25 protein-coding genes are annotated in these 20,190 nt (G+C 76.2%); 9 read left to right on the top strand and 16 right to left on the bottom strand.

Annotated elements, in window-relative coordinates:
• Nucleotides 1-108: 108 nt before the first annotated feature.
• The 5 genes from KPF47_RS02210 to KPF47_RS02190 all read right to left on the bottom strand — a co-directional run bounded on the left by KPF47_RS02210 (nucleotide 109) and on the right by KPF47_RS02190 (nucleotide 4,955).
• Entirely contained in the window at nucleotides 109-747 is a 639-nt protein-coding gene (locus KPF47_RS02210) for a DUF2461 domain-containing protein (RefSeq protein WP_224386508.1), read from the bottom strand.
• Nucleotides 744-1,775, bottom strand: coding sequence for a prolipoprotein diacylglyceryl transferase (lgt, locus tag KPF47_RS02205; protein WP_224386507.1), 1,032 nt, complete (start codon nucleotides 1,773-1,775; stop codon nucleotides 744-746). Before lgt ends, KPF47_RS02210 begins: the two co-directional genes overlap by 4 nt.
• Nucleotides 1,776-1,778: 3 nt before the next feature.
• Complete coding sequence (trpC, locus tag KPF47_RS02200; protein ID WP_224386805.1) at nucleotides 1,779-2,579, bottom strand: indole-3-glycerol phosphate synthase TrpC; 801 nt, start codon at nucleotides 2,577-2,579, stop codon at nucleotides 1,779-1,781.
• Between the two features lie 118 nt (nucleotides 2,580-2,697).
• The gene (locus tag KPF47_RS02195; protein ID WP_224386506.1) at nucleotides 2,698-3,348 is read right to left on the bottom strand and encodes a Trp biosynthesis-associated membrane protein; all 651 of its coding nucleotides are present in this window, start codon (nucleotides 3,346-3,348) and stop codon (nucleotides 2,698-2,700) included.
• Nucleotides 3,345-4,955: an anthranilate synthase component I gene (locus KPF47_RS02190; protein ID WP_224386505.1), complete on the bottom strand. Its 1,611-nt coding sequence runs from the start codon at nucleotides 4,953-4,955 to the stop codon at nucleotides 3,345-3,347. Before KPF47_RS02190 ends, KPF47_RS02195 begins: the two co-directional genes overlap by 4 nt.
• Nucleotides 4,956-5,012: 57 nt before the next feature.
• Between KPF47_RS02190 and KPF47_RS02185 the strand changes: the two genes are divergently transcribed.
• Nucleotides 5,013-5,660, top strand: a complete 648-nt coding sequence (locus KPF47_RS02185) for a TetR family transcriptional regulator (protein WP_224386504.1) — start codon at nucleotides 5,013-5,015, stop codon at nucleotides 5,658-5,660.
• Here KPF47_RS02185 and KPF47_RS02180 read toward each other — a convergent pair.
• Nucleotides 5,618-6,286: a response regulator transcription factor gene (locus tag KPF47_RS02180; RefSeq protein ID WP_224386503.1), complete on the bottom strand. Its 669-nt coding sequence runs from the start codon at nucleotides 6,284-6,286 to the stop codon at nucleotides 5,618-5,620. The genes KPF47_RS02185 and KPF47_RS02180 overlap by 43 nt on opposite strands.
• Before the next feature lie 39 nt (nucleotides 6,287-6,325).
• Complete coding sequence (locus KPF47_RS02175) at nucleotides 6,326-7,633, bottom strand: histidine kinase (protein WP_224386502.1); 1,308 nt, start codon at nucleotides 7,631-7,633, stop codon at nucleotides 6,326-6,328.
• Between the two features lie 109 nt (nucleotides 7,634-7,742).
• Here KPF47_RS02175 and KPF47_RS02170 point away from each other — a divergent pair, with 109 nt between their 5' ends.
• Genes KPF47_RS02170 through KPF47_RS02160 form a run of 3 tightly spaced genes read left to right on the top strand, consistent with a single transcriptional unit; the run spans nucleotide 7,743 to nucleotide 9,762 of the window.
• Nucleotides 7,743-8,621 carry a hypothetical protein gene (locus KPF47_RS02170; RefSeq protein ID WP_224386501.1) on the top strand — a complete coding sequence of 293 codons (879 nt, stop codon included), beginning with the start codon at nucleotides 7,743-7,745 and terminating at the stop codon, nucleotides 8,619-8,621.
• On the top strand, nucleotides 8,618-8,788 hold the full coding sequence (locus KPF47_RS02165; protein WP_224386500.1) for a hypothetical protein: 171 nt from the start codon (nucleotides 8,618-8,620) through the stop codon (nucleotides 8,786-8,788). The genes KPF47_RS02170 and KPF47_RS02165 overlap by 4 nt, the downstream gene beginning before the upstream one ends.
• A 56-nt stretch (nucleotides 8,789-8,844) precedes the next feature.
• Nucleotides 8,845-9,762, top strand: a complete 918-nt coding sequence (locus KPF47_RS02160; RefSeq protein ID WP_224386499.1) for an oxygenase MpaB family protein — start codon at nucleotides 8,845-8,847, stop codon at nucleotides 9,760-9,762.
• 4 nt (nucleotides 9,763-9,766) lie between these two features.
• Here KPF47_RS02160 and KPF47_RS02155 read toward each other — a convergent pair whose 3' ends face one another.
• The 4 genes from KPF47_RS02155 to priA are packed head-to-tail and all read right to left on the bottom strand — an operon-like array spanning nucleotide 9,767 to nucleotide 11,922.
• A complete protein-coding gene (locus KPF47_RS02155; protein ID WP_224386498.1) occupies nucleotides 9,767-9,970 on the bottom strand; it encodes a hypothetical protein in 204 nt (67 codons plus the stop codon).
• A gap of 43 nt (nucleotides 9,971-10,013) precedes the next feature.
• Nucleotides 10,014-10,403, bottom strand: a complete 390-nt coding sequence (gene hisI / locus KPF47_RS02150; RefSeq protein WP_224386497.1) for a phosphoribosyl-AMP cyclohydrolase — start codon at nucleotides 10,401-10,403, stop codon at nucleotides 10,014-10,016.
• Nucleotides 10,400-11,173, bottom strand: a complete 774-nt coding sequence (hisF, locus tag KPF47_RS02145; protein ID WP_224386496.1) for an imidazole glycerol phosphate synthase subunit HisF — start codon at nucleotides 11,171-11,173, stop codon at nucleotides 10,400-10,402. Before hisF ends, hisI begins: the two co-directional genes overlap by 4 nt.
• On the bottom strand, nucleotides 11,173-11,922 hold the full coding sequence (gene priA / locus KPF47_RS02140; RefSeq protein WP_224386495.1) for a bifunctional 1-(5-phosphoribosyl)-5-((5-phosphoribosylamino)methylideneamino)imidazole-4-carboxamide isomerase/phosphoribosylanthranilate isomerase PriA: 750 nt from the start codon (nucleotides 11,920-11,922) through the stop codon (nucleotides 11,173-11,175). Before priA ends, hisF begins: the two co-directional genes overlap by 1 nt.
• A gap of 37 nt (nucleotides 11,923-11,959) precedes the next feature.
• Here priA and KPF47_RS02135 point away from each other — a divergent pair, with 37 nt between their 5' ends.
• From KPF47_RS02135 to KPF47_RS02125, 3 genes are read left to right on the top strand one after another with little or no spacing between them, the layout of a single operon-like run.
• Nucleotides 11,960-12,742, top strand: a complete 783-nt coding sequence (locus KPF47_RS02135) for a DNA-formamidopyrimidine glycosylase family protein (RefSeq protein WP_224386494.1) — start codon at nucleotides 11,960-11,962, stop codon at nucleotides 12,740-12,742.
• A gap of 37 nt (nucleotides 12,743-12,779) precedes the next feature.
• Nucleotides 12,780-13,475 (top strand): SDR family oxidoreductase, encoded by a 696-nt coding sequence (locus KPF47_RS02130; RefSeq protein ID WP_224386493.1) that lies wholly within the window; start codon nucleotides 12,780-12,782, stop codon nucleotides 13,473-13,475.
• Between the two features lie 55 nt (nucleotides 13,476-13,530).
• A complete protein-coding gene (locus tag KPF47_RS02125) occupies nucleotides 13,531-14,340 on the top strand; it encodes a DUF1707 domain-containing protein (protein ID WP_224386492.1) in 810 nt (269 codons plus the stop codon).
• A gap of 60 nt (nucleotides 14,341-14,400) precedes the next feature.
• On the opposite strand, the gene hisH is transcribed toward KPF47_RS02125, so the two are convergent.
• The 3 genes from hisH to KPF47_RS02105 form a co-directional block, all read right to left on the bottom strand.
• Nucleotides 14,401-15,036, bottom strand: coding sequence for an imidazole glycerol phosphate synthase subunit HisH (gene hisH / locus KPF47_RS02120; protein WP_224386491.1), 636 nt, complete (start codon nucleotides 15,034-15,036; stop codon nucleotides 14,401-14,403).
• A gap of 144 nt (nucleotides 15,037-15,180) precedes the next feature.
• Nucleotides 15,181-15,429, bottom strand: a complete 249-nt coding sequence (locus tag KPF47_RS02115) for a hypothetical protein (protein ID WP_224386839.1) — start codon at nucleotides 15,427-15,429, stop codon at nucleotides 15,181-15,183.
• A 67-nt stretch (nucleotides 15,430-15,496) separates the two neighbouring features.
• On the bottom strand, nucleotides 15,497-16,276 hold the full coding sequence (locus KPF47_RS02105; protein WP_224386490.1) for an alpha/beta hydrolase: 780 nt from the start codon (nucleotides 16,274-16,276) through the stop codon (nucleotides 15,497-15,499).
• A 77-nt stretch (nucleotides 16,277-16,353) separates the two neighbouring features.
• On the opposite strand from KPF47_RS02105, the gene KPF47_RS02100 reads away from it, so the two are divergent.
• Nucleotides 16,354-16,878 (top strand): MarR family winged helix-turn-helix transcriptional regulator, encoded by a 525-nt coding sequence (locus tag KPF47_RS02100; protein ID WP_224386489.1) that lies wholly within the window; start codon nucleotides 16,354-16,356, stop codon nucleotides 16,876-16,878.
• A gap of 36 nt (nucleotides 16,879-16,914) precedes the next feature.
• Here KPF47_RS02100 and KPF47_RS02095 read toward each other — a convergent pair whose 3' ends face one another.
• Entirely contained in the window at nucleotides 16,915-17,508 is a 594-nt protein-coding gene (locus KPF47_RS02095) for a hypothetical protein (protein WP_224386488.1), read from the bottom strand.
• A 242-nt stretch (nucleotides 17,509-17,750) separates the two neighbouring features.
• Between KPF47_RS02095 and KPF47_RS02085 the strand changes: the two genes are divergently transcribed.
• On the top strand, nucleotides 17,751-19,136 hold the full coding sequence (locus tag KPF47_RS02085) for a CoA transferase (protein ID WP_224386487.1): 1,386 nt from the start codon (nucleotides 17,751-17,753) through the stop codon (nucleotides 19,134-19,136).
• On the opposite strand, the gene KPF47_RS02080 is transcribed toward KPF47_RS02085, so the two are convergent.
• Nucleotides 19,103-20,155 carry an LLM class flavin-dependent oxidoreductase gene (locus KPF47_RS02080; RefSeq protein WP_224386486.1) on the bottom strand — a complete coding sequence of 351 codons (1,053 nt, stop codon included), beginning with the start codon at nucleotides 20,153-20,155 and terminating at the stop codon, nucleotides 19,103-19,105. The two genes, KPF47_RS02085 and KPF47_RS02080, sit on opposite strands and share 34 nt — an antisense overlap.
• Nucleotides 20,156-20,190 lie beyond the last annotated feature (35 nt).

The following is a 20,190-nucleotide window of genomic DNA, read 5'->3' as shown; positions in this document are numbered from 1 at the left end:
CCGGCGGGAACACGCCGGCCCCGCGGGACCCCGCGGCCGGACGGGGACGCAGCGGCCGGGCGGCGCGACGCGGCGCGGACGGCGGGCCCGCGACGGACCAGCGGCGGATCAGCGGCGCGGGAGCTCGCTGGGCCCGACGTGGTCGTCGAGCCACTCGGTGACCGGCCGGGACGCCCGCCACACCGTGCGGACGCGGTCACGGGCCCGCGGCCCGTGCAGCACGTCGTCCGGCGCCCAGCGTCGCGACACGAAGAGCCCCTTGTGCCGCAACAGCTCCAACCTCGGGTGGTCGGGGTCGGTGCCGCGCGGGCGGGTCGCGAGGGTCGTGCCGTCGACGGTGAGGCCGGCGGCCCGCGCGGTCTCCAGGCGGGACCGCAGGTCCTCGCCGCGGCGCTCGTCGTCGACACTCTCCCGGTAGCGGGTCAGCTGGTCGGGCGCCATGAAGTAGTAGCCGCCGGCGGCCAGCATCCCCTCCGCGGACACCTCGACGTAGAACGGCTCGGTGAAGCCGCCGCAGTGGGTCTTGTACGGCGTCTTGTCCGCGGCGAACCGGACGTCCCGGTAGGGCCGGAAGACCTTGCCCGCCCCGAACTCCGGCTCGAGGTCGGCGAGCAGCGCCAGCATCGGGCCGCGGACGTCGGCCTCGTAGACCTCGCGCTGGTCGGTCCAGTACGCCCGGGAGTTGTCGGCGAGCAGGCCGTCGTAGAACTCGACGGCGCCGTCGCCGAAGCCCGCGAACGCGCTCACGCGTCCTCGCGCGCCTGGGGCTTCCCCGGCGCGACGGTGCCGTCCTGCCCGACGGTGCGCTCCGGCGCGACAGCGCTCTCCTGCCCGGCAGCGCTCTCCGGCCCGGCAGCGCGCTCCGACCCGGCAGCGCCGTCCGGCCCGACGGTGTCCTCCGGCGCGGGCGCGACGAACTCCTCGCGCCCGCGCCGGGCGAACGCGACGTACAGCACCGCCCCGATGAACACGACGGCGGCGACGACGACATTGATCCGGACGTCGCCGAAGACCCGGGTCGCGGGGTCGGTACGCATCAGCTCGATGAAGAACCGGCCGAGGGTGTAGCCCGCGACGTAGAGCGCGAAGACCCGGCCGTGCCCGAGCCGGAACCGGCGGTCGGCCAGCACGATCAGCGCGGCCACGACCAGGTTCCACAGCAGCTCGTAGAGGAACGTGGGGTGCACGACCGCGATCGGCGTCGGGTCCAGCGCGACGCCGCCGAGCGGGTCCTCGAGCCCGGTCCCCGGGTCCACCCGGCGGTAGATCTCCAGCCCCCAGGGCAGGGTGGTCGGGCCGCCGTAGAGCTCCTGGTTGAACCAGTTGCCGAGCCGGCCGACCGCCTGGGCGACGATGATGCCGGGCGCGACCGCGTCGGCGAACAGCGGCAGCGGGACACCGTGACGACGGCAGCCGATCCAGGCGCCGACCCCGCCCAGGGTGATGGCACCCCAGATCCCGAGCCCGCCGTTCCAGATCTCCAGCGCACCCCACGGGTCGCCGCCGGGACCGAAGTAGGTCCGCCAGTCGGTGGCGACGTGGTAGAGCCGCCCGCCGAGCAGGCCGAACGGGACCGCCCACACCGCGACGTCGAGCACCGTCCCGGCCCGCCCGCCGCGCGCCTGCAGCCGCCGCTCGCCCCACCACAGGGCGACGGCGATGCCGGCGATGATGCACAGCGCGTAGGCCCGGACCGGGATCGGGCCGAGGTGCCAGACGCCACGGTCCGGGCTGGGGATCGAGGCGGGCAGCGCCGCGGCGAGCGTGACGAGCACGGCTCAGCCGCCGTTGCGGCTGCAGGACGGGTGGAACCCGGCCGCGACCAGCCCGCGGACCGCGGCCGCCGGGTCCCCGCTGGTCACCAGACCCTCGCCGACCAGCACGGCGTCGGCTCCCCAGCCGGCGTAGGTGAGCAGGTCACCGGGGCTGCGGACGCCGGACTCGGCGACCTTGAGGACGTGCGACGGCAGGCCGGGCGCGATCTCGCCGAAGACCGAGCGGTTGACCTCGAGGGTGTGCAGGTTGCGGGCGTTCACGCCGATCAGCGTGGCCCCGGCCTCCAGCGCGCGGTCGCACTCCTCCTCGGTGTGCACCTCGACCAGCGGGGTCATCCCGAGGGACTCGACCCGGTCCAGCAGCGAGGCGAGCACCGGCTGCTCCAGCGCGGCGACGATCAGCAGCACGACGTCCGCGCCGTGCGCCCGCGCCTCGTGCACCTGGTAGGGCGTGACGACGAAGTCCTTGCGCAGCAGCGGGGTGTCGACCCGGGCGCGGACCGCGTCGAAGTCGGCCAGCGAACCGCCGAACCGGCGCTGCTCGGTGAGCACGCTGATGACCCGCGCCCCGTTGGTGGAGTAGGCCTCGGCGAGGTCGGCCGGATCGGGGATGTCGGCGAGCGCCCCCTTCGAGGGGCTGGCCCGCTTCACCTCGGCGATGACGCCGACGCCCGGCTCGCGCAGGGCCGCCATCGCGTCCCGCGGCGGCGGCGCGGCCGCGGCCCGGCGTTTGATCTCGGCGAAGTCGACCGCGCTCTCGCGCTCGGCGAGGTCCTCCCGGACCCCGTCCACGATGGACTCCAGGACGCTGGGTACGCGACCCGGTGTCCCGTTCGGGTGTCCGGCAGTACCGGCAGTGCCCGTAGTGCTCACAGGGCCGACTCCTCCTCCGCTCGCGCGTCGCCCGGATGTCGAGGTCATGCTAGTTCTCCCCCTCACGCGGGCCGACGGTCGGGTCACCGCCGGCGTCGAGCCGTTCCCAGGCCGCCCGGTCGGGATCGGTCGGTGTGGTGGCCGCCTGCGTCCCCGGTGCGGCGTACCGGGCGCCGAGCCGCGGCAGCCGCGGCTCGCGGACCACCAGCAGCACCGCCGCGGCGAGCGCGACGACCCCGCCGACGACGGCCAGCCAGGGCCACGGCGTGGCCGAGACCGCACCGGAGCCGGCCGGGGCGTTCGGGGCGGTGAGCCCGGAACGGGCCGAGGCCAGCACCACCGCCGTCGGCGGGACGGCCACCAGCCGCAGGGTCAGCACCACCGCGGCCGCTCCGGCGAGCCCGACCAGCACGCCGAGCACCCGACGGGCGATCCCGGACAGGGCGACCAGCGCGGCGACGGCCGCCACCAACAGCGCGGCGACCGCCGTGACCGCCGGCTGCAGCTGCGCGCCGGTGGCACCGAGCTCGACGGTGCCCCGGGTGGCGGTGGGTACCTCCAGCACGAACCACTCGGCGGCGCCGGCGCCCCACAGGGCCCCGGCGCCGAGCAGCAGGCCGAGCACGGTCAGGCCGAGTGCCCGCCGGTCGGTGCGGGTCGCCGCGGTCGCGACGGCCCCGTCGTCGCCGGGCGCCGTCACGGGCTCTCCGGGGCCGGCGGGGGTGACATGGAACCCGCCGCCGCGACGGCCGAGAGCACCGCCCGGGCCTTGTTCAGGCACTCCAGGTCCTCCGCGGCCGGGTCGGAGTCGGCGACGATCCCGCCACCCGCCTGCACGTAGGCGGTGCCGCCCCGGATCATCGCGGTGCGGATGGCGATCGCGGTGTCGGCGTTGCCCGCGAAGTCCAGGTAGCCGACGATGCCGCCGTACTGGCCGCGCCGGGTCGGCTCCAGCCGGTCGATGACCTGCATCGCCCGGACCTTCGGCGCCCCGGACAGGGTGCCTGCGGGGAAGCAGGCGACGACGGCGTCGAACGCGGTGCGGTCCCCGCGCAGCAGCCCGGTCACCGTCGACACCAGGTGCATCACGTGGCTGTAGCGCTCGATCTCGAAGAAGTTCCGCACGGTGACCGTGCCCGGCTCGCAGACCCGGCCCAGGTCGTTGCGGCCGAGGTCGACGAGCATCAGGTGCTCGGCGCGCTCCTTCTCGTCGCCGCGCAGCTCCTTCTCCAGGAGCTGGTCCTCCTCGTCGGTCGCCCCCCGCCAGCGGGTACCCGCGATCGGGTGCGTGGTGGCGCGCCCGTCGAGCACGCTGACCAGCGCCTCCGGGCTGGACCCGACGATGGAGAACGGCTCACCGCCCGCGGCGTCGTCGAGGCGCAACAGGTACATGTACGGGCTGGGGTTGGTGGTGCGCAGGATCCGGTAGACCTCGAGCGGGTCGGCGGAACACTCCATCTCGAAGCGCTGCGACAGCACGATCTGGAACGCCTCGCCCGCCCGGATCTGCTCCTTCGCGTCCTCGATCGCGGCGTGGTGCTGCTCGGGGGTGCGGCGGCGCAGGAACTCCGGCCGGGTCGGGGTGTAGACGGCCACCGAGCTGGGCGAGGGCACCGCCAGCTCACCGGTCATCCGGTCCAGCCGGGCGACCGCGTCGTCGTAGGCGGCGTCCACGCGCTCGTCGGTGGCGTCCCAGTTGATCGCGTTCGCGATCAGGGTGACGGTCCCCTCGTGGTGGTCGAGCGCGGCCAGGTCGGTCGCGAGCAGCATGACCAGCTCGGGCAGCGCCAGGTCGTCGACGGCCGGGTCGTCGGGGTCGGCGATGCGCTCGACGCGACGGACGATGTCGTAGCCGAGGTAGCCGACCATGCCACCGGTCAGCGGCGGCAGACCGGGCAGCGGCTCGGAGTGCAGCTCGGTGACCACGGTGCGCAGTGCGTCCAGCGGGTCACCGGTGGTGGGCAGGCCGTCGGGGACCTCCCCGGTCCAGACCAGCTCGCCGTCGACGGCGGTGAGCGCGGCGGCGCTGCGGGCACCCACGAACGACCAGCGCGACCAGGAACGGCCGTTCTCGGCGGACTCCAGCAGGAACGTGCCGGTGCGCTCACCCGCGAGCTTGCGGTACACCCCGACCGGGGTCTCGTCGTCGGCCAGCAGCCGGCGGGTCACCGGGATGACCCGGTGCGCGCGGGCCAGCTCCCGGAACTCCGCACGGGTGGGGCTCACCGCGCCCAGGGCCGCGGCCGCGGGGGCGGCGGCCCCGGCCGTCGTCGCGCCACCGGATGCGTGCTGGGTCCGCTGGGTCATGCGACTCATTGTCCCCGAGCAGTGACGGCCGCCCTCGCGCGGGTGAGGATGGGGCGCATGACCGATCCGAGCGCCCCCTCACCCCCGGACCCGGGTGCGCCGCCCCGGCGGCGCGGTCGCCGGTCCGGCGGCGCGGACACCCGTGCCGGGCTGCTCGCGGCCGCCCGGACCGAGTTCGCCGACCGCGGGTTCGAGGGGGCCACGGTCCGCCGGATCGCCGAGCGCGCCGAGGTGGACCCGGCCATGGTCAACCACTGGTTCGGCGGCAAGGAGAAGCTGTTCCTCGCCGCGCTCGACCTGCCGATCGAGCCCGAACAGGTCCGCGAGCGCGTGCTGAGCGGTCCGCAGGACGCCGTCGGCGAGCGGATCGTGCGCACGTTCCTCACCGTGTGGGACACCGGCGGCGGCGCCCCCATGGCGGCGATGCTGCGCAGCGTCGCCGGGCACGAGGCGGCTGCCCGGATGCTGCGCGAGTTCGTCGGCAAGGCCATCCTGGTCCCGGTCACCCGGGTGCACTCCCCCGACCGGCCCGACGAGCGCGGCGCGCTGGTCGCCTCGCAGCTGATCGGGCTGGGCATGATCCGCTACGTCGTGCGGCTGGAGCCGCTGGCCTCGGCGCCGCGCGAGGAGGTCGTGGCCGCCGTCGGCCCGACCGTGCAGCGCTACCTGACCGGGAACCTGGGGTCGACGAACCCCGAGGAGTAGGCGGCGACGACGGCCTGGGTCCGGTCCCGCGAGCCGGTCTTCGCGAGCACCCCGGCCACGTGGGTCTTCACCGTCTCCACCCCCAGGTACAGGTCCGCGGCGATCTCGGCGTTGGACAGCCCACGGGCCATCAGCGTGAGCACCTCGCCCTCCCGCACGGTGAGCCCGGCCCCGGCGAGCCGGTCGCCGCCGTCGCCGGCGAAGCCCGCGACGAGCTCACGCAGAGCCGAGGGGAACAGGACCGACTCCCCCGCGGCGACGGTGTGCACCGCACGGACGATCTCCCGCGGCGGGGTGCGCTTGAGCAGGAAGCCGCTCGCACCCGCCCGCATCGCGTCGAGGACGTACCGGTCGTGGCCGAACGTGGTGAGCACCAGCACCCGGGGTGGGTCGGGGGCGCGCAGCAGCGCGCGGGTGGCGGTGAGGCCGTCGACGGCCGGCATCCGCACGTCCATCAGTACGACGTCGGGGCGCAGGCGCGCGACGAGGCCGGGCACCTCGGCGCCGTCGGCGGCCTCGCCCAGCACCCGTAGGCCGGGGTCGGCGTCGAGCACCGCCCGCAGCCCGGCGCGGATCAGCTCCTCGTCGTCGACCAGCAGGATCCCGAAGGTCTCGCCGTTCGTCACCGTTCCCCCTCCCCGCCACCGGACCCGTTCCGGTCCGTCCTACCGCGACGGTCCCGCCGCGCGTGCTCCGCCGCGCCGGTCGTCGGTCCCGCTGTGGGCCCCGGGACCGGGCAGCCGGGCGTGCAGCACCCAGTGACCGCCGCGCGGGCCGGCGTCGAGCCCGCCCCCGAGCAGCGCGACCCGGGCGGCGGCGCCGGCCAGACCGCGCCCGCCGCCGTCGCGGGGCGGGACGGGTGGGCCGAGCGGGCTGATGACGGTCAGGGTCAGCCCGCCCCCGGCGCGGCGCAGGACGAGCACGACCGGGCCCGGTCCTGCGTGACGCAGCGCGTTGGTCAGCGCCTCGCGGGCCAGCCGGTACGCCTCGCGCGAGACCGTGCCGGGGACCGGCGGGCCGTCGTCCACCGTGGCGGTCAGGTCGGCCCCCGCGGCTCGGACACCCGCGAGCAGGGTGCTGAGGTCGTCGAGGTCCGCGGCAGGACGGTCGGTCCCGGCGGGCCCCGGGGAGCCGGCGGGACCGGGCGTGTGGCCCGGGCCCCCGTGGCCGGTCGGGCCGGGCGGGTCGACCGGCACCGCGTCGGGGTCGCGCGCCAACAGCCCGAGGACGTGGTCGAGGTCGTCGAGGGCGGCCCGGCCGGTGTCGGCGATCGCGGCCAGCGCCCGCCGGACGAACGCCGGGTCACTGTCCAGCAGCTCCGCGGCCGCTCCGGCCTGCAGCGTCGTCACGGTCAGCGCGTGGCCCACCGAGTCGTGCAGCTCCCCCGCCAGCCGGTCCCGTGCGGCCCGCTGCTCGGCCCGGCGCCGTTCCCGGTCCAGCTCGGCGGCCAGGCGCTCGGCGGGGGTCGGGCCGAGGACGCGGGCCGCGAAGCGGGCCTGCACCACGCCCAGTCCCGCCGGGACGGCCGCGGCGAGCAGCACGGCCGCCACCGCCGCGGGCGGGCACCACCAGGCGGCTGTCCCGGTCGGCAGCGGCGACCGCAGCACCCAGGGCGCCTGCAGCAGCGCGACCGCGGTCGGGACCAGCCACAGGACGGCGGCGGCACCCACCGCGCCCATGAGCACCGCGAGCAGCATCCAGGCCGCACCTCGCAGCCGTCCGCCGCCGCGTGGGTCGGGGAGGTCGGCGTCGAGCAGGGTGCGGGCGGCCGTGGTCGCCAGCTCCCGCACACCCGGCAGCACCAGCACCCCCGCCCCCACGACGACGGCCGGCACGCCCAGCGCGAGCGCCACCGCGGGCCCTGCGGCCGCGCCGGTGCCCGCCACGAGCCACGCCACCGCGACGTAGGGCAGCCCGATGACCGCCCCGAGCAGGCAGTGCACGGCGCGGCGCGCGGCGACGGCGATCTCCACCCGCCGATCGTCGCAGACCGGGGCGGGTGCCCGGCTCCCTCGCGCGGGGGAGCCGGTCCCCCTCGCAGGCGGGATCCGCCGCGGGCGCCGGCGCCGGACCGTGGACGCCATGACGACCACCGACCTTCCGGCCCCGCCGGACACCCGCCGCCCGCGCCGCGCCCTGGGCGCCGCAGCCGCCGCCGGGACCCTGCCCTACCTCGCCCTCAAGACCGCCTGGCTGACCGGTCACCCGGTCGGGCTGAGCGACCCCGCCCTGGTCGCGGGAGGGTCGATGGCCCTGCTCAACGCCATCACCGTGGGCCTGGACCTGTGCCTGGTCGCGGTGGCCGTGACACTCGGGTCGCGGTACCCATTGCGCGCCCCGGCGGTGGTGGTGCTGCTCCCGGCCTGGGTCGCGACCGGCCTGCTGGCACCGATCGCGCTCGTCTCGTTCCCGCTGACGCTGCTGTTCCCCGACACCGCGGGCACGGGTATGGAACCGTGGGTGCGGCCGACGGTCTACGGCGGGTTCGCCTGGCAGGGGGTGTTCCTGCTGGCCGCGTTCGCCCTGCTGGCCCGCGAGCGGTGGGGCTCCGGGCCACGGCCCGCCGGACCCGCCCCCGAGCTGGGACGGGTACTGCTCGGCGGCGGTGCGGTGACCGGTGTGCTCGGCGCCGGGCTCGGCGTCGCGTACGGGGTCCTGTCCGGCTCGGTGCCGCTGCTGGTGCAGGGTGTGGTGGTCGCCGCCGTCGCCGTGGCCGGGATCGGGGGCGCCGCCGCGCTGGTCCGAGGCACGGGCGGGCCGCTCGCGGTCCTCGCCGCGTGGACGGGCAGTGCCGTCCCGTTCGCCGACGGGCTGTGGACCGCGGCCACGACGATGGGCGGCTCACCGCTGTCGGCCGCGGGGGCCGCGGCGTACGGGCTCGGGAACCTGGCGGGCCTGCTCTCCGGGTTCGCGCTCGCCGTGGCGGCGCTGGTCGCCGTCACCTGGCCTCGTGCCGGATGACCGGCGCGACGGTCTGCGGCGTCCGTCCCGCCGGCTCCCGGTTGCGGGAGGAGGAGACGTCGAGCGCCGGGCTGGTCGGTCTCGCGGCCAACCTCCTCATCTGCGTGACCGGGTCTCTGGCCGTCACCCGGTCCCGCCGTTCCGACGAGGTGGGAGTCGGCGCCTGACCGACGACCGCGCAGGAGCGGTGGCCGCCGTCCCGGCCCGACCGCACACTGGGGCCATGGTCGATCTGTCCGCCCGGCTCCCCGACGCCGTCACCGACCGGCTCGCGGCCCTGCGCTCGCGGGTCGGCTCGGCGGTGTTCAGCCGGGTCGCCGGGGACGAGGGCTCCGGCCGCCGGGCCCGCGTGCTCGGCGCCGAGGGCCCGCGCTGGTTCCCCGAGGACGCCGCGATCCGCACCGTGCACGGCGACGCGTCGATGTTCGTCGGCGGGCTGCGGGCGCTGCTGCTGCAGTCGCTGCACCCGCTGGCCATGGCCGGGGTCGCCGGGCACTCCGGGTTCCGGGGCGACCCGTGGGGACGGCTGCAGCGCACCTCCTACTTCCTGGCCGCGACGACGTTCGGCCCGGCCGAGGAGGCCGAGCGGGTGATCGCGCGGATCCAGCGGGCCCACGTCCACGTCCGCGGGACGGCGCCGGACGGGCGGCCGTACTCGGCGTCGGACCCGCACCTGCTCCGCTGGGTGCACATCGCCGAGATCGACAGCTTCCTCACCGCACACGACCGCTACGGCACCACCCCGCTCGACGCCGCCGGGCGCGACGCCTACGTCGCCGACACCGCGCTCGTCGCCCGGAAGCTGGGCGTGCCCGACCCGCCCGAGTCCACCGCGGAGCTGCGGGCGCAGCTCGACGGGTACCGGCCCGAGCTGGCCGGGACCCCCGCCGCCCGCGACGCCGCCCGGTTCCTGCTGTGGGAGCCGCCGCTGCCGCTGTCGGCGCGGGTGCCGTACTCGGTGCTGGCCGCCGCGTCGGTGGGGCTGATGCCGCGCTGGACGCGGCTGCCGCTGCGCCTGCCCTGGCTGCCCGTCGCCGAGGCGACCGTGGTGCGGGCCGGTGGGCACGCGATCACCGCCGGGATCCGGTGGGTCACCTCGGCGCCCGCCCAGCCGCCACCGATGCCGCCGGCGCACCCGTGAGCGGTCAGATCCCGCCGCCGCACCCGAGCCGGGTCACGAGGTAGGTCCGTTCCTGCTCCTCGCGGCGGGCCTCGGCCTCGGCCAGCGACTCCGGGATCGGGTCCGTGTCGTGCTCGGCGACCCACTGCTCCGGACGAACCGGCTCGGGCATGGTCCGCCAGCGGGCACGCGGGTCGTGGCAGTCCTGCGCGTTGTCCTCGGGATCCATCTCCCGAGGGTGCCCGATCCGCCCCGTCGTCGCACCGGGGAACTCACACCCCGGCGCCGCCCCCGGCGAGCAGGACGTCGGTGTCGAAGCAGGTCCGGGTGCCGGTGTGGCACGCAGGCCCCTCCTGGTCGACGACCACGAGCACCGCGTCGCCGTCGCAGTCGAGCCGCACCTCGTGCACGTGCTGGACGTGCCCGGAGGTGGCCCCCTTGACCCAGTACTCCTGCCGCGACCGCGACCAGTAGGTCCCCCGGCCGGTGGTCAGGGTGCGGTGCAGCGCCTCGTCGTCCATCCAGCCGACCATCAGCACCTCACCGGCGCGGGACTGCACCACGGCGCAGACCAGCCCGTCGGCGTCGCGCTTGAGGCGGGCCGCGATGCCCGGGTCGAGCGCGGACTCACCGGCGCCGACCCGGGTGTCCTGTGTGGTCATCGGATCTCGACCCCCTCCGCGCGCAGCGCGTCCTTGACCTCGCCGATCCGCAGCTGACCGAAGTGGAACACGCTGGCGGCCAGCACCGCGTCCGCTCCGGCCCGCACGGCCGGGGCGAAGTGCTCGACCGCTCCGGCACCGCCGGAGGCGATCACCGGGACGTCGACGACCTTGCGGACCGCGGTCAGCATGTCCAGGTCGAACCCGGCGCGGGTGCCGTCGGCGTCCATCGAGTTCAGCAGGATCTCCCCGACCCCGAGCTCCTGGCCGCGCTCGGCCCACTCGACGGCGTCGATCCCGGCGGAGCGGCGCCCGCCGTGCGTGGTGACCTCCCAGCCCGACGGCTGCGGCCGCTCCCCCTCCGGCACCCGGCGGGCGTCCACCGACAGCACGATGCACTGGCTGCCGAAGCGGCGCGACATCTCGTGCAGCAGCGTGGGCCGGGCGATCGCGGCGGTGTTCACCGACACCTTGTCCGCGCCCGCGCGGAGCATCCGGTCGACGTCGTCCGGGGTGCGGATGCCGCCGCCGACGGTCAGCGGGATGAACACCTGCTCGGCGGTACGACGCACCACGTCGATCATCGTCCCGCGCTCCGAGGAGGAGGCGGTGACGTCGAGGAAGGTCAGCTCGTCGGCGCCCTCGGAGTCGTACACACGGGCCATCTCCACCGGGTCCCCGGCGTCGCGCAGCTCCCGGAAGTTGACGCCCTTCACCACCCGCCCGGCGTCGACGTCCAGACAGGGGATGACGCGGACCGCGACGCCCATCAGACGCTCACCGCCGCCACCGCCGCCAGTGCCTCGGGCAGGGTGAACCGGCCGGCGTAGAGCGCCTTGCCGATGATCGAGCCCTCGATGCCGACACCGGTCGCGGCGACCTCCGCGAGCCGGGTCAGGTCGGACACCTCGGAGATCCCTCCCGACGCGATGACCGGCGCGGTCGTGGCGTGCGCGACCTCGGTCAGCAGCTCGACGTTCGGGCCCTGGAGGGTGCCGTCCTTGGAGACGTCGGTGACGATGTAGCGGGTCGCGCCGTCGGCGTCGAGGCGGGCGAGGACCTCCCAGAGGTCGCCGCCGTCGGAGGTCCAGCCGCGGCCGGCGACCCGGCGTCGACCGTCGATCATCTTGACGTCGAACCCGATCGCGATCTTCTCGCCGTGCTCGGCGAGGACCCGACGGCACCACTCGGGCTGCTCCAGCGCCGCGGTCCCGAGGTTGAGCCGGGCCGCGCCGGTGGACAGCGCGCGCTCCAGGGACTCGTCGTCGCGGATGCCGCCGGACAGCTCGACCCGCAGATCGAGCTTCCCGACCACCTCGGCCAGCAGCTCGGCGTTCGAGCCACGGCCGAACGCGGCGTCGAGGTCCACCAGGTGGACCCACTCGGCACCGCCGGCCTGCCAGGTCATGGCCGCCTCCAGGGGCGAACCGTAGCCGGTCTCGGTGCCGGCCTCGCCCTGCACCAGCCGGACGGCCTGCCCGTCGACGACGTCCACCGCGGGAAGCAACGTGAAGCTCACCGCGCCAGCGTATCCGCGTCGCTCGTAGCCTCCGGGGGTGGCCGAGGGGGACAGCATCTTCCGGCTCGCGGCGCGGCTGGACTCCGCGACCGCGGGTGCGGTCGTCGCACGCTCGGACGTGCGCCACCCGCGCTACGCCGGAGCCGACCTGTCCGGCCGGACGATCACCGGCTGGGTGCCGCGCGGCAAGCACCTGCTGGCCCGTACCGACGACGGCTGGACCGTGCACTCGCACCTGCGGATGTCCGGTCGCTGGTCGGTGCTGCGGCCCGGGAAGCGGCTCCCCCGCGACGTCGCGGCGGATCTGCGGATCGCGCTGCACCTCGCCGACGGCCGCACCCTGGCCGGGATCGGGCTGCCGGTGCTGGCCGTGCTCCCGACCCGCGAGGAGCACACCGTCGTCGGGCACCTGGGTCCCGACCTGCTCGGCGACACCTTCGACGGCGACGCGGCCCTCGCCCGGCTGCGCGCCGACCCCGGCCGGGCGGTGCTGGCGGCGCTGCTGGACCAGCGGGTCGTCGCCGGGCTGGGGAACATGTGGGCCCAGGAGCTGCTGTTCCTGGAGCGGGTCTCCCCGTGGCGGGCGTGCTCCGCGGTCGACGACGCCGGCGCGCTCCTCGGGCACGGCCGCGCGCTGCTGCGCGACGCGGTCGTCCGCAACCCGGCACAGAACACCACCGGACGGGTCCGGCCGCGGCACTTCGTGTACGGCCGCTACCGCAGGCCCTGCCTCCGCTGCGGCGCCCCCGTCGCGTTCGCGCCGGCGGAACGCACCCCGCACGGCCGCGAGACGTGGTGGTGCCCGCGCTGCCAGCGGTGAGCGCGCGGCCGTCGCCGGATCGCCCTACCGTCGGATCATGGAACTCTCCGGGGCGCGGACGCTGGTGGTCGGGGCGACGGGTGTGCTGGGCGGCGCGCTCACCGAGGCGCTGCGCGACCAGGGTGCGACGCTCGCGCTCGCGGGCCGCACCGAGCCCGCCGGGGCGGACGGGGAGCCCACGTTCACCCTCGACGCGCTGGACCTGGAGCGCTGCGCCGCCGTCGTCGACGAGGCCGCCGACGCGCTCGGCGGGCTGGACCTGGTGCTCGTCGCGATCGGCGTCGCCGGGTTCGGCGAGGAGGCCGAGAACGACGTCGTCACCGAGCACCTGCTGACGGTGAACGCGCAGGCCCCGATGGCGATCGGGCGGGCGGCGCTGGCCCGCTTCCCGTCGAAGGCCGACGGCGGCGGGACCCTCGCGATGATCTCGGCGATCCTCGCCGACGTGCCCACCCCGGGGATGGCCGCCTACTCGGCGTCGAAGGCGGCGCTGTCGGCGTGGCTGACCGCGACCCGCGGTGGCGTGCGCAGGCAGGGCGTGCGGGTGCTGGACATCCGCCCGCCGCACATCGGGACCGGGCTCGCCGACCGCGCCGTCGCCGGGACGGTGCCGTCGGGGTTGAAGGAGGGCTCCGACGTCGGCACTCTCGTCGGGCAGGTCCTGCAGGCGCTGCGCGACGACCGGCGGACGGTGACGTTCGACCTGCGCTCCGGCGAGTACGCGCTGGGCTGAGGCGCGTTCCGCGGAACGGCCACGGTCGTCGTGCGCGGCCGTCACACTCGCCGCCGTGCCTTCCCTCCGTTCCCGCAAGCGGGCCCGTGACTCCGACCGGACCGCGACCTGCGACCGGCTCGACGTCGCCTTCGCCGAGGGCCAGATCGACGGCGTCGAGCACCGGACCCGGATCGCCGCCGCGCTGCGGGCGGGGCACATCGGTGACCTCACCGCGCTCACCGCGGACCTGCAGCTTCCCGGGGTCGCGCGAGTACGCCGGGAGCCGTCCCGGAGCGTGGCGGCCTCCCCCACACGGCGGGACCGGGACGCGCCGGGCTACTGGCCGGTGCGGATCGGTGTCGCCGTCGCGCTGGTCGCGGCGACGGCCGTCGCGCACGCCGTCGTCTCCCGCCCGGTGCACCAGCCACCGGTGCCGCCTCCCACGGCGGCCGCACCCGTCCCCGTCACCGCCCCGGCCGTCGTCGAGTCGGTCGACCTGCGGACCGACCGGGGCCTGACCGAGCTGGTCGCGGCCGTCCGCCGCGTCTCGGGTGGCACCGTCGTCGACTCGCTGTCGGTACGCGGCCCCGACGACGGCGGGGTCCGGATCGCCGAGCCGGGGAACCCACGCGCGGACCGGACCTACACCTGGACGCCGGGGGCCGGGCTCACCGGGCTCGACGTCGTGTCCGCGATCGCCCGTGACCCCGATCAGCGCACCGTCGACCTGGGCGACCTCGACACGACCGCCCTCGCGGGCCTGCTCGCCGACGCACCTCGGGCGACCGGTGTCCCCGGCGCCCGCTCCGTGCGGCTGATGGTGTTCGACCCCGGCTCGGGCCCGGCCGTCGAGATCACCTGCACGGACGGCGCGGCACGGTGACCGCGCGGCCCGACGGCAGTGAGGTCGCGGTGTTCGCCGCGTCCTGAGCAGGCGGCCCGCTCAGCCCGTGACCGACCGCAGCCAGTTCTCCAGGACCGCGGCGCCCGCGTCGCCGGATTTCTCCGGGTGGAACTGGGTCGCCGACAGCGGCCCGTTCTCCACCGCGGCGACGACGTCCTCGCCGTGGTGGGCCCAGGTGACCTTCGGCGGGGCGATCGCGTGCGAGGGCTCCAGGGTCCAGCGCCGCACGCCGAAGGAGTGCACGAAGTAGAAGCGGGTGTCCGCGTCGAGCCCGGCGAACAGCGTGCTGTCCTGCGGGGTACGGACGGTGTTCCAGCCCATGTGCGGCAGCACGTCGGCCTGGATCCGCTCGACGGTGCCGGGCCACTCGCCGCAGCCCTCGGTGTCCTCGTCGAACTCCACGCCCCGCTCGAACATCACCTGCATGCCGACACAGATCCCCAGCACCGGGCGGCCGCCGGCCAGGCGACGCCCGATGATCTGCGGGCCGCGCACCGCGTGCAGGCCCCTCATGCAGGCGGCGAACGCACCCACCCCGGGGACGACGAGGCCGTCGGCCTCGGTCGCGGCGTCGAAGTCGGAGGTCACGGTGACGTCCGCGCCGACGCGTTCGAGCGCGCGCTCGGCGGAGCGCAGGTTCCCGGAGCCGTAGTCGAGGACGACGATGCGTGCCACGGCGACCAGGGTAGTCGCCGCCCGGTGCGGCTCCCCGCGGACCGGTACGGCCGCATGATCATCAGCACCTGGGCGTCGCCCCGACCGCCCAGGACGGCATTCCGGTGCTGATGGTCATGTCCGTGCCGCGGTCACCGCGGCGGCTCACGTCCGTGCCGCGGTCACCGCGCCGGCGAGGACGGCGACGAGCACGCAGGTGCCGGCGGCGAGGGCGGTCACCCCGATGTCGAGCACCGGCCCCACCGCGGTGCCGGTCGCCGCGGACAGTCCCGAGGCCACCGCGGCCAGTGGCGGCAGGGCCACCACCAGGCCGAGCACGACGCCGAGCGTCGCGGCCACCCCCGTCTCGGCGGCGACGGTCGCGGCGAACAAGCACGTCCGCTCGGTGTTCACCAAGCTGGACCTGCCCGCGGACTCCCCCGGGCACCGACGGGTGCTGGCCGTGCTCGCCCGGCTCCGCTCAGCGGACTGACCCGCGTCCCTCCGGCGCCCCGGCCGTGCCACCCGTGGCCGTACGACGGCGCACGTCCAGCAGCAGGGCGGCCAGCTCGGCGGGGACGGTGACCATCGCGTCGTGCCCGGTGTCGAGCTTTCGGATGTCGGCGGGGGTCCCGTCGGGCTGGACCGGGGGGACGGCCCGGCGCGGCGGGCCCGCCTCCGCACCACCGACACAGTGGATGTGGGTGCGCGGCACCCGTGCGGCCTCCGGGTCGCGGAGCCGGGCGGGCTGACGGAGACACAGGCCGGAGCCGGCGGAGATCATCGGCTCCAGCCAGGCGATGTCGTCGGGGTCGGTGACGCCGAACAGCCCGCCGTCGGTCCGCGGTGGGGCGGGGATCCGCCACGGGCTGTCCGTGGCCGCGGCGTGGTCGAGGAACACCTGGCAGACCGGCATGACGTCGACCGCGGTCTCTCCGTCCTCGGGGACCATCGCGTCGAGGTAGACGAGCGCGGCGATGCGGGCGGGGACCCGGTCGAGGACCGAGGTCACCACCATCCCGGCATAGCTGTGCCCGACCAGGACCACGTCGTGGAGGTCGGCGTCCTCGATCGCGGCGACCACGTCGTCGACGTGGGTGTCGAGGCCGACGTCGGGGCCCATCAGAGGGGCGGTCCGCCCGTAACCGGTGAGCGTGGGTGCCACGGTGCGACAGCCCGCGGCCTCCAGCAGCGGCCGCACCCGGTCCCACACCTGTCCGCTGTGCCACGCGCCGTGCACCAGGACGTAGGTCGCACCCATGGGTCGTCTCCTCACCGAATCGTTCGCATGTCGAACAGTACGCTACACGAACTGTACGCGCGCGGTACCGTTCCCGGGTGCCCGACCACCCGACCCCCGCCTCCGCTCCGCCCGGACACGGGGATCCGCTGCACACCGCGTCGCTGCATCCCCTCGGAAAGCTGTCGGTGCTGGTCCGCGCCCGCGTGGTGACCGTCGCCGAACGGCACGGGCTGACCGCGATGCAGGGCCGCCTGCTCGGACTGATCGACTCCGGTCCCCGGCCCATGGCCGAGCTGTCCCGGGAGCTGGGCATCGAGAAGGCGACGCTGACCGGGCTCGTCGGTCGCGCCGAGTCCCGCGGCCTCGTGGTGCGCGAGGTCGTGCCGGAGAACCGTCGCTCGACCCGGGTCCGCCTGACCCCCCACGGCGCGGCGACGGCCGGAGCCTTCTACCGCGAGCTGGCCGACTCCTTCGACGCCGTGCTCGGCGTCCTGCCACCCGAGGACCGGGACCGCTTCACCGACTGCACCCTCATGCTGGTCGAGGCCCTCGGCGGCCCCGATCCACCGGACCGGGGCGCTCCCTGCCCGGGGTCCGGCGGTACCCGGCACGGGTCATGACCCCGCCGCAGTGCCCGCCGCGCCCGCAGCGGACGCTCACGACGGTGGGCCCGGCCGCGGTGCGACCCCGGGGCGACCGCGCCCCCGGGCCGCGAGGGCGGCGACCAGCCGGGCCGCGGCCCGGTCCAGGGTGACGCTGCGATCGGCCCGTCCCCGCCGCGTCCCGGTGACCACCGCCGCCGCGACCGTCTCCCCGGCCTCCTGCACCGGGACGGCGACGGCGCGGATCACCGGGTCGGCCAGCCCGTCGCTGCGGGCCAGCCGGGTGCGGAGGATCTCCGGACGCTCGGCGAGGTAGGCCGCGACGGCGGGCGGGTCGTCGACCCCGGCCAGCGCCCGGTCGGACTCCTGCGGGTCGCCCAGCGCGAGCAGCAGCCGTCCCGCCGCGGTGCGCAGCGGAGGCCGGGGCCGGTGGTCGTCGGTGACCCGTTGCAGCCGGTCGGGGGCACGGGGGCCGGCGTGGTCGACATAGCGGACCTCCCCGCCGACCAGCACCGCGAGCGCGACGGGCGCCCGGGCGGCCCGGCTGAGCGCGTCGAGCTCGGCGTGCGTGAGCGAGGCCGGGGGGGTCGGTCCCGGCGAGCAGCCCGAGTACGTACGGCCGGTGCCCCAGGACGTGGCCGCGCCCACGCAGCCGCACCCAGCCGGTGGCCCGCAGCTCGCGGAGCAGGTCCGCGGTGGAGCTGAGCGGCAGGTCGAGCAGCCGCGCGATCGTGGTCACCGACGGGGGTGTGCCCGCGGTCGCGACGACCTCCAGGATGCGGTCCACCCGCCCCACGGCACGGGCGGAGGCGACGGGCTCGGACACCCGTCCACCCTACGGATATACGGAGGAACTGGTGCGCGTCGCGCGCGCGTCGCAGCCTGGGACCATGACCGCGACGACCCCGTCCGCACGATTCCCCTCCGCGACCGAGCTGGCGGCGACGCTCGTGCCGGACGCTCCCCCGGTGCGCTCGACGCTGCGGGTCAGCGGGGCCGACCCGCTCACGCCGTCGGTGCACCGGCTCGCCGACGCCATGTCCGCCGCGATCGGGGCGTTCGGCATCCAGGTCTGCGGCCTCGCCGAGGACGCCGGCGGCGCGCCCCGCTCGGTGACCGTCCGGGCGTCCGACGCGATCGACACGCTGCGGGCACCGTTCCTGACCACACTCGGGGGCGTGGACGTGCAGTCCGTGGCCGAGGACCCGACGGCGCTGGCCAACAACGGCTTCGTCCGTACCGCCGACGGCTGGATCTTCCTGATCACCACCTACCCGCACCAGCGCGACGCGGTCTGCCGGGTACTGGACTGCCCGCCGCTGCGCGAGCGCATCGCCGAGGAGGCCTCCCGGTGGCGGGCGGTCGCGCTGGAGGACGCCGTCTGCGCCGCCGGCGGGGTGGCCGCGGCCGTCCGGACCGGCGGACAGTGGGCGGCCCACCCCGCCGGGAGGCACCTCGCCGGCCGCCCGGTCGTGGAGATCGAGCGGATCGGCGACGCCGCACCCACGCCGGTCCCGGACCGGCCACGCGTGCTCGACGACACCCACGTCATCGCCGGGCCGGTCGCGGCGAAGCTGCTCGACACGTTCGGCGCGGACGTCCTGCACGTGTCGCGTCCGGACCTGCCCGACCCGCTCGCGATGGTCGCGCTGACCGGCGGCGGGAAACGCAACACCTGGCTGGACCTGCGGGACCCGGCGCAGGCGGCGACGCTGCGCGAGCTGGTGGGTGGGGCGGACATGTTCGTCAACGCCTACCGGGGCACCGCCGCCCGGGGCTTCGGGCCCGCGGAGCTGGCGGCGCTCCGGCCCGGGATCGTCGCGCTGGACCTGCACTGCTGGGGCACCGACGGGCCGTGGGCCGCGCGCGGCGGGTTCGACCAGCTGGCCTGCTCCGCGACCGGCTTCGCGATCGAGGAGGGCCGGGACGGCACGCCGTCGTTGCCCCCGACCCACCTGCTCAACGACTACCTAGCCGCCTGGCTGGGAGCCGCCGGAGTGCTCGCGGCGCTGCGCCGGCGAGCCGTCGAGGGCGGCTCGTGGCGGGTGCGGGTCACCCTCGCCGGGGTCTGCACCTGGGTGCGGGAGCTCGGGATGTTCGCCGCGTCGGAGGTGGCGGACCTGCCCCGGCCCGGGGCGGCCACCATCGGGCGGCACGCCGTCGACGGGCCGATGGGCCGGCTCGTCGAACCCGTGCTCCCGCTGGAGTTCGACGGCCGGCCCGCGCCGCTGCCCGGCCCGCCTCAGCTGCTGGGGACCGCCGCCGCGACCTGGTGACCGGCCGGCGCCCAGCCGATCGCCGGGGCGACCCGCTCGGCGATCGAGCGGAGCAGGTGCGCGTTGTACTCCACTCCGAGCTGGTTGGGCACGGTGAACAGCACGTAGTCCGCCTCGCGCACCGCGGCGTCCTGGGCCAGCTCCTCGGCCAGCCGGTCCGGGTCGCCGACGTAGCTGCGGCCGAACCGGGAACGCGTGCCGTCGAGGATCCCGACCTGGTCGCCCTCGCCGCGCTCGCCGAAGTAGCGGCGGTCGAGGTCCGTGGTCACCGGCATGACACTGCGCGACACCGACACCAGCGGGGTGCGGTCGTGCCCGGCCGCGGCCCAGGCCTCGCGGTAGCGCAGGATCTGCTCGGCCTGCAGCCGGTCGAAGGACTCCCCGGTGTCCTCGGTGAGCAGCGTCGAGCTCTGCAGGTTCATGCCCTGGGTCGCGGCCCACTCGGCGGTGGCGCGCGTACCGGCACCCCACCAGATGCGCTCGGCCAGGCCCGGGGACTGCGGCTGCACCGGCAGCGCGACGTGCCGTCCGCGGGTACGGGACGGATCGGCGGGCGCCACCCCGGCACCGCGGATCGCGGCCAGGAACACCTCCGCCTTGGCCCGGGCCGCGTCGGCGTGGGTCTGCCCGTCGGCGGGCCGGTACCCGAACGCCTCCGCGCCGTTCAGCGCGATCTCGGGCGACCCCCGGCTCACCCCGAGCTGCAGCCGCCCGCCGGCGAGCAGGTCGGTCGCCGCCGCCTCCTCCGCCATGTAGAGCGGGTTCTCGTAGCGCATGTCGATCACGCCGGTGCCCATCTCGATCCGGCTGGTCGTCGCCGCGATCGCCGCGAGCAGCGGGAACGGCGCGGCGAGCTGCCGCTCGAAGTGGTGCACCCGCACGAAGGCACCGTCGATCCCGATGTCCTCCGCGGCACGGGCCAGCTCCACGGTCTGGCGCAGCGCATCGGCCGCGGTGGGCGTCCGGGACCCGGGGACCTCCCCGTGGTGCCCGAAGGACAGGAACCCGATCTTCGTCATGCCCCCTCCAACGAAGGTTGAGGGCTCAACATTCC

Origin of the sequence: Pseudonocardia sp. ICBG1293, from assembly GCF_020131355.1 — a bacterium.
In the GTDB taxonomy this organism is placed as follows: domain Bacteria; phylum Actinomycetota; class Actinomycetes; order Mycobacteriales; family Pseudonocardiaceae; genus Pseudonocardia.
The sequence above is the reverse complement of the archived record's forward strand: the minus strand, read 5'-3'. Positions and strand labels throughout refer to the sequence as shown.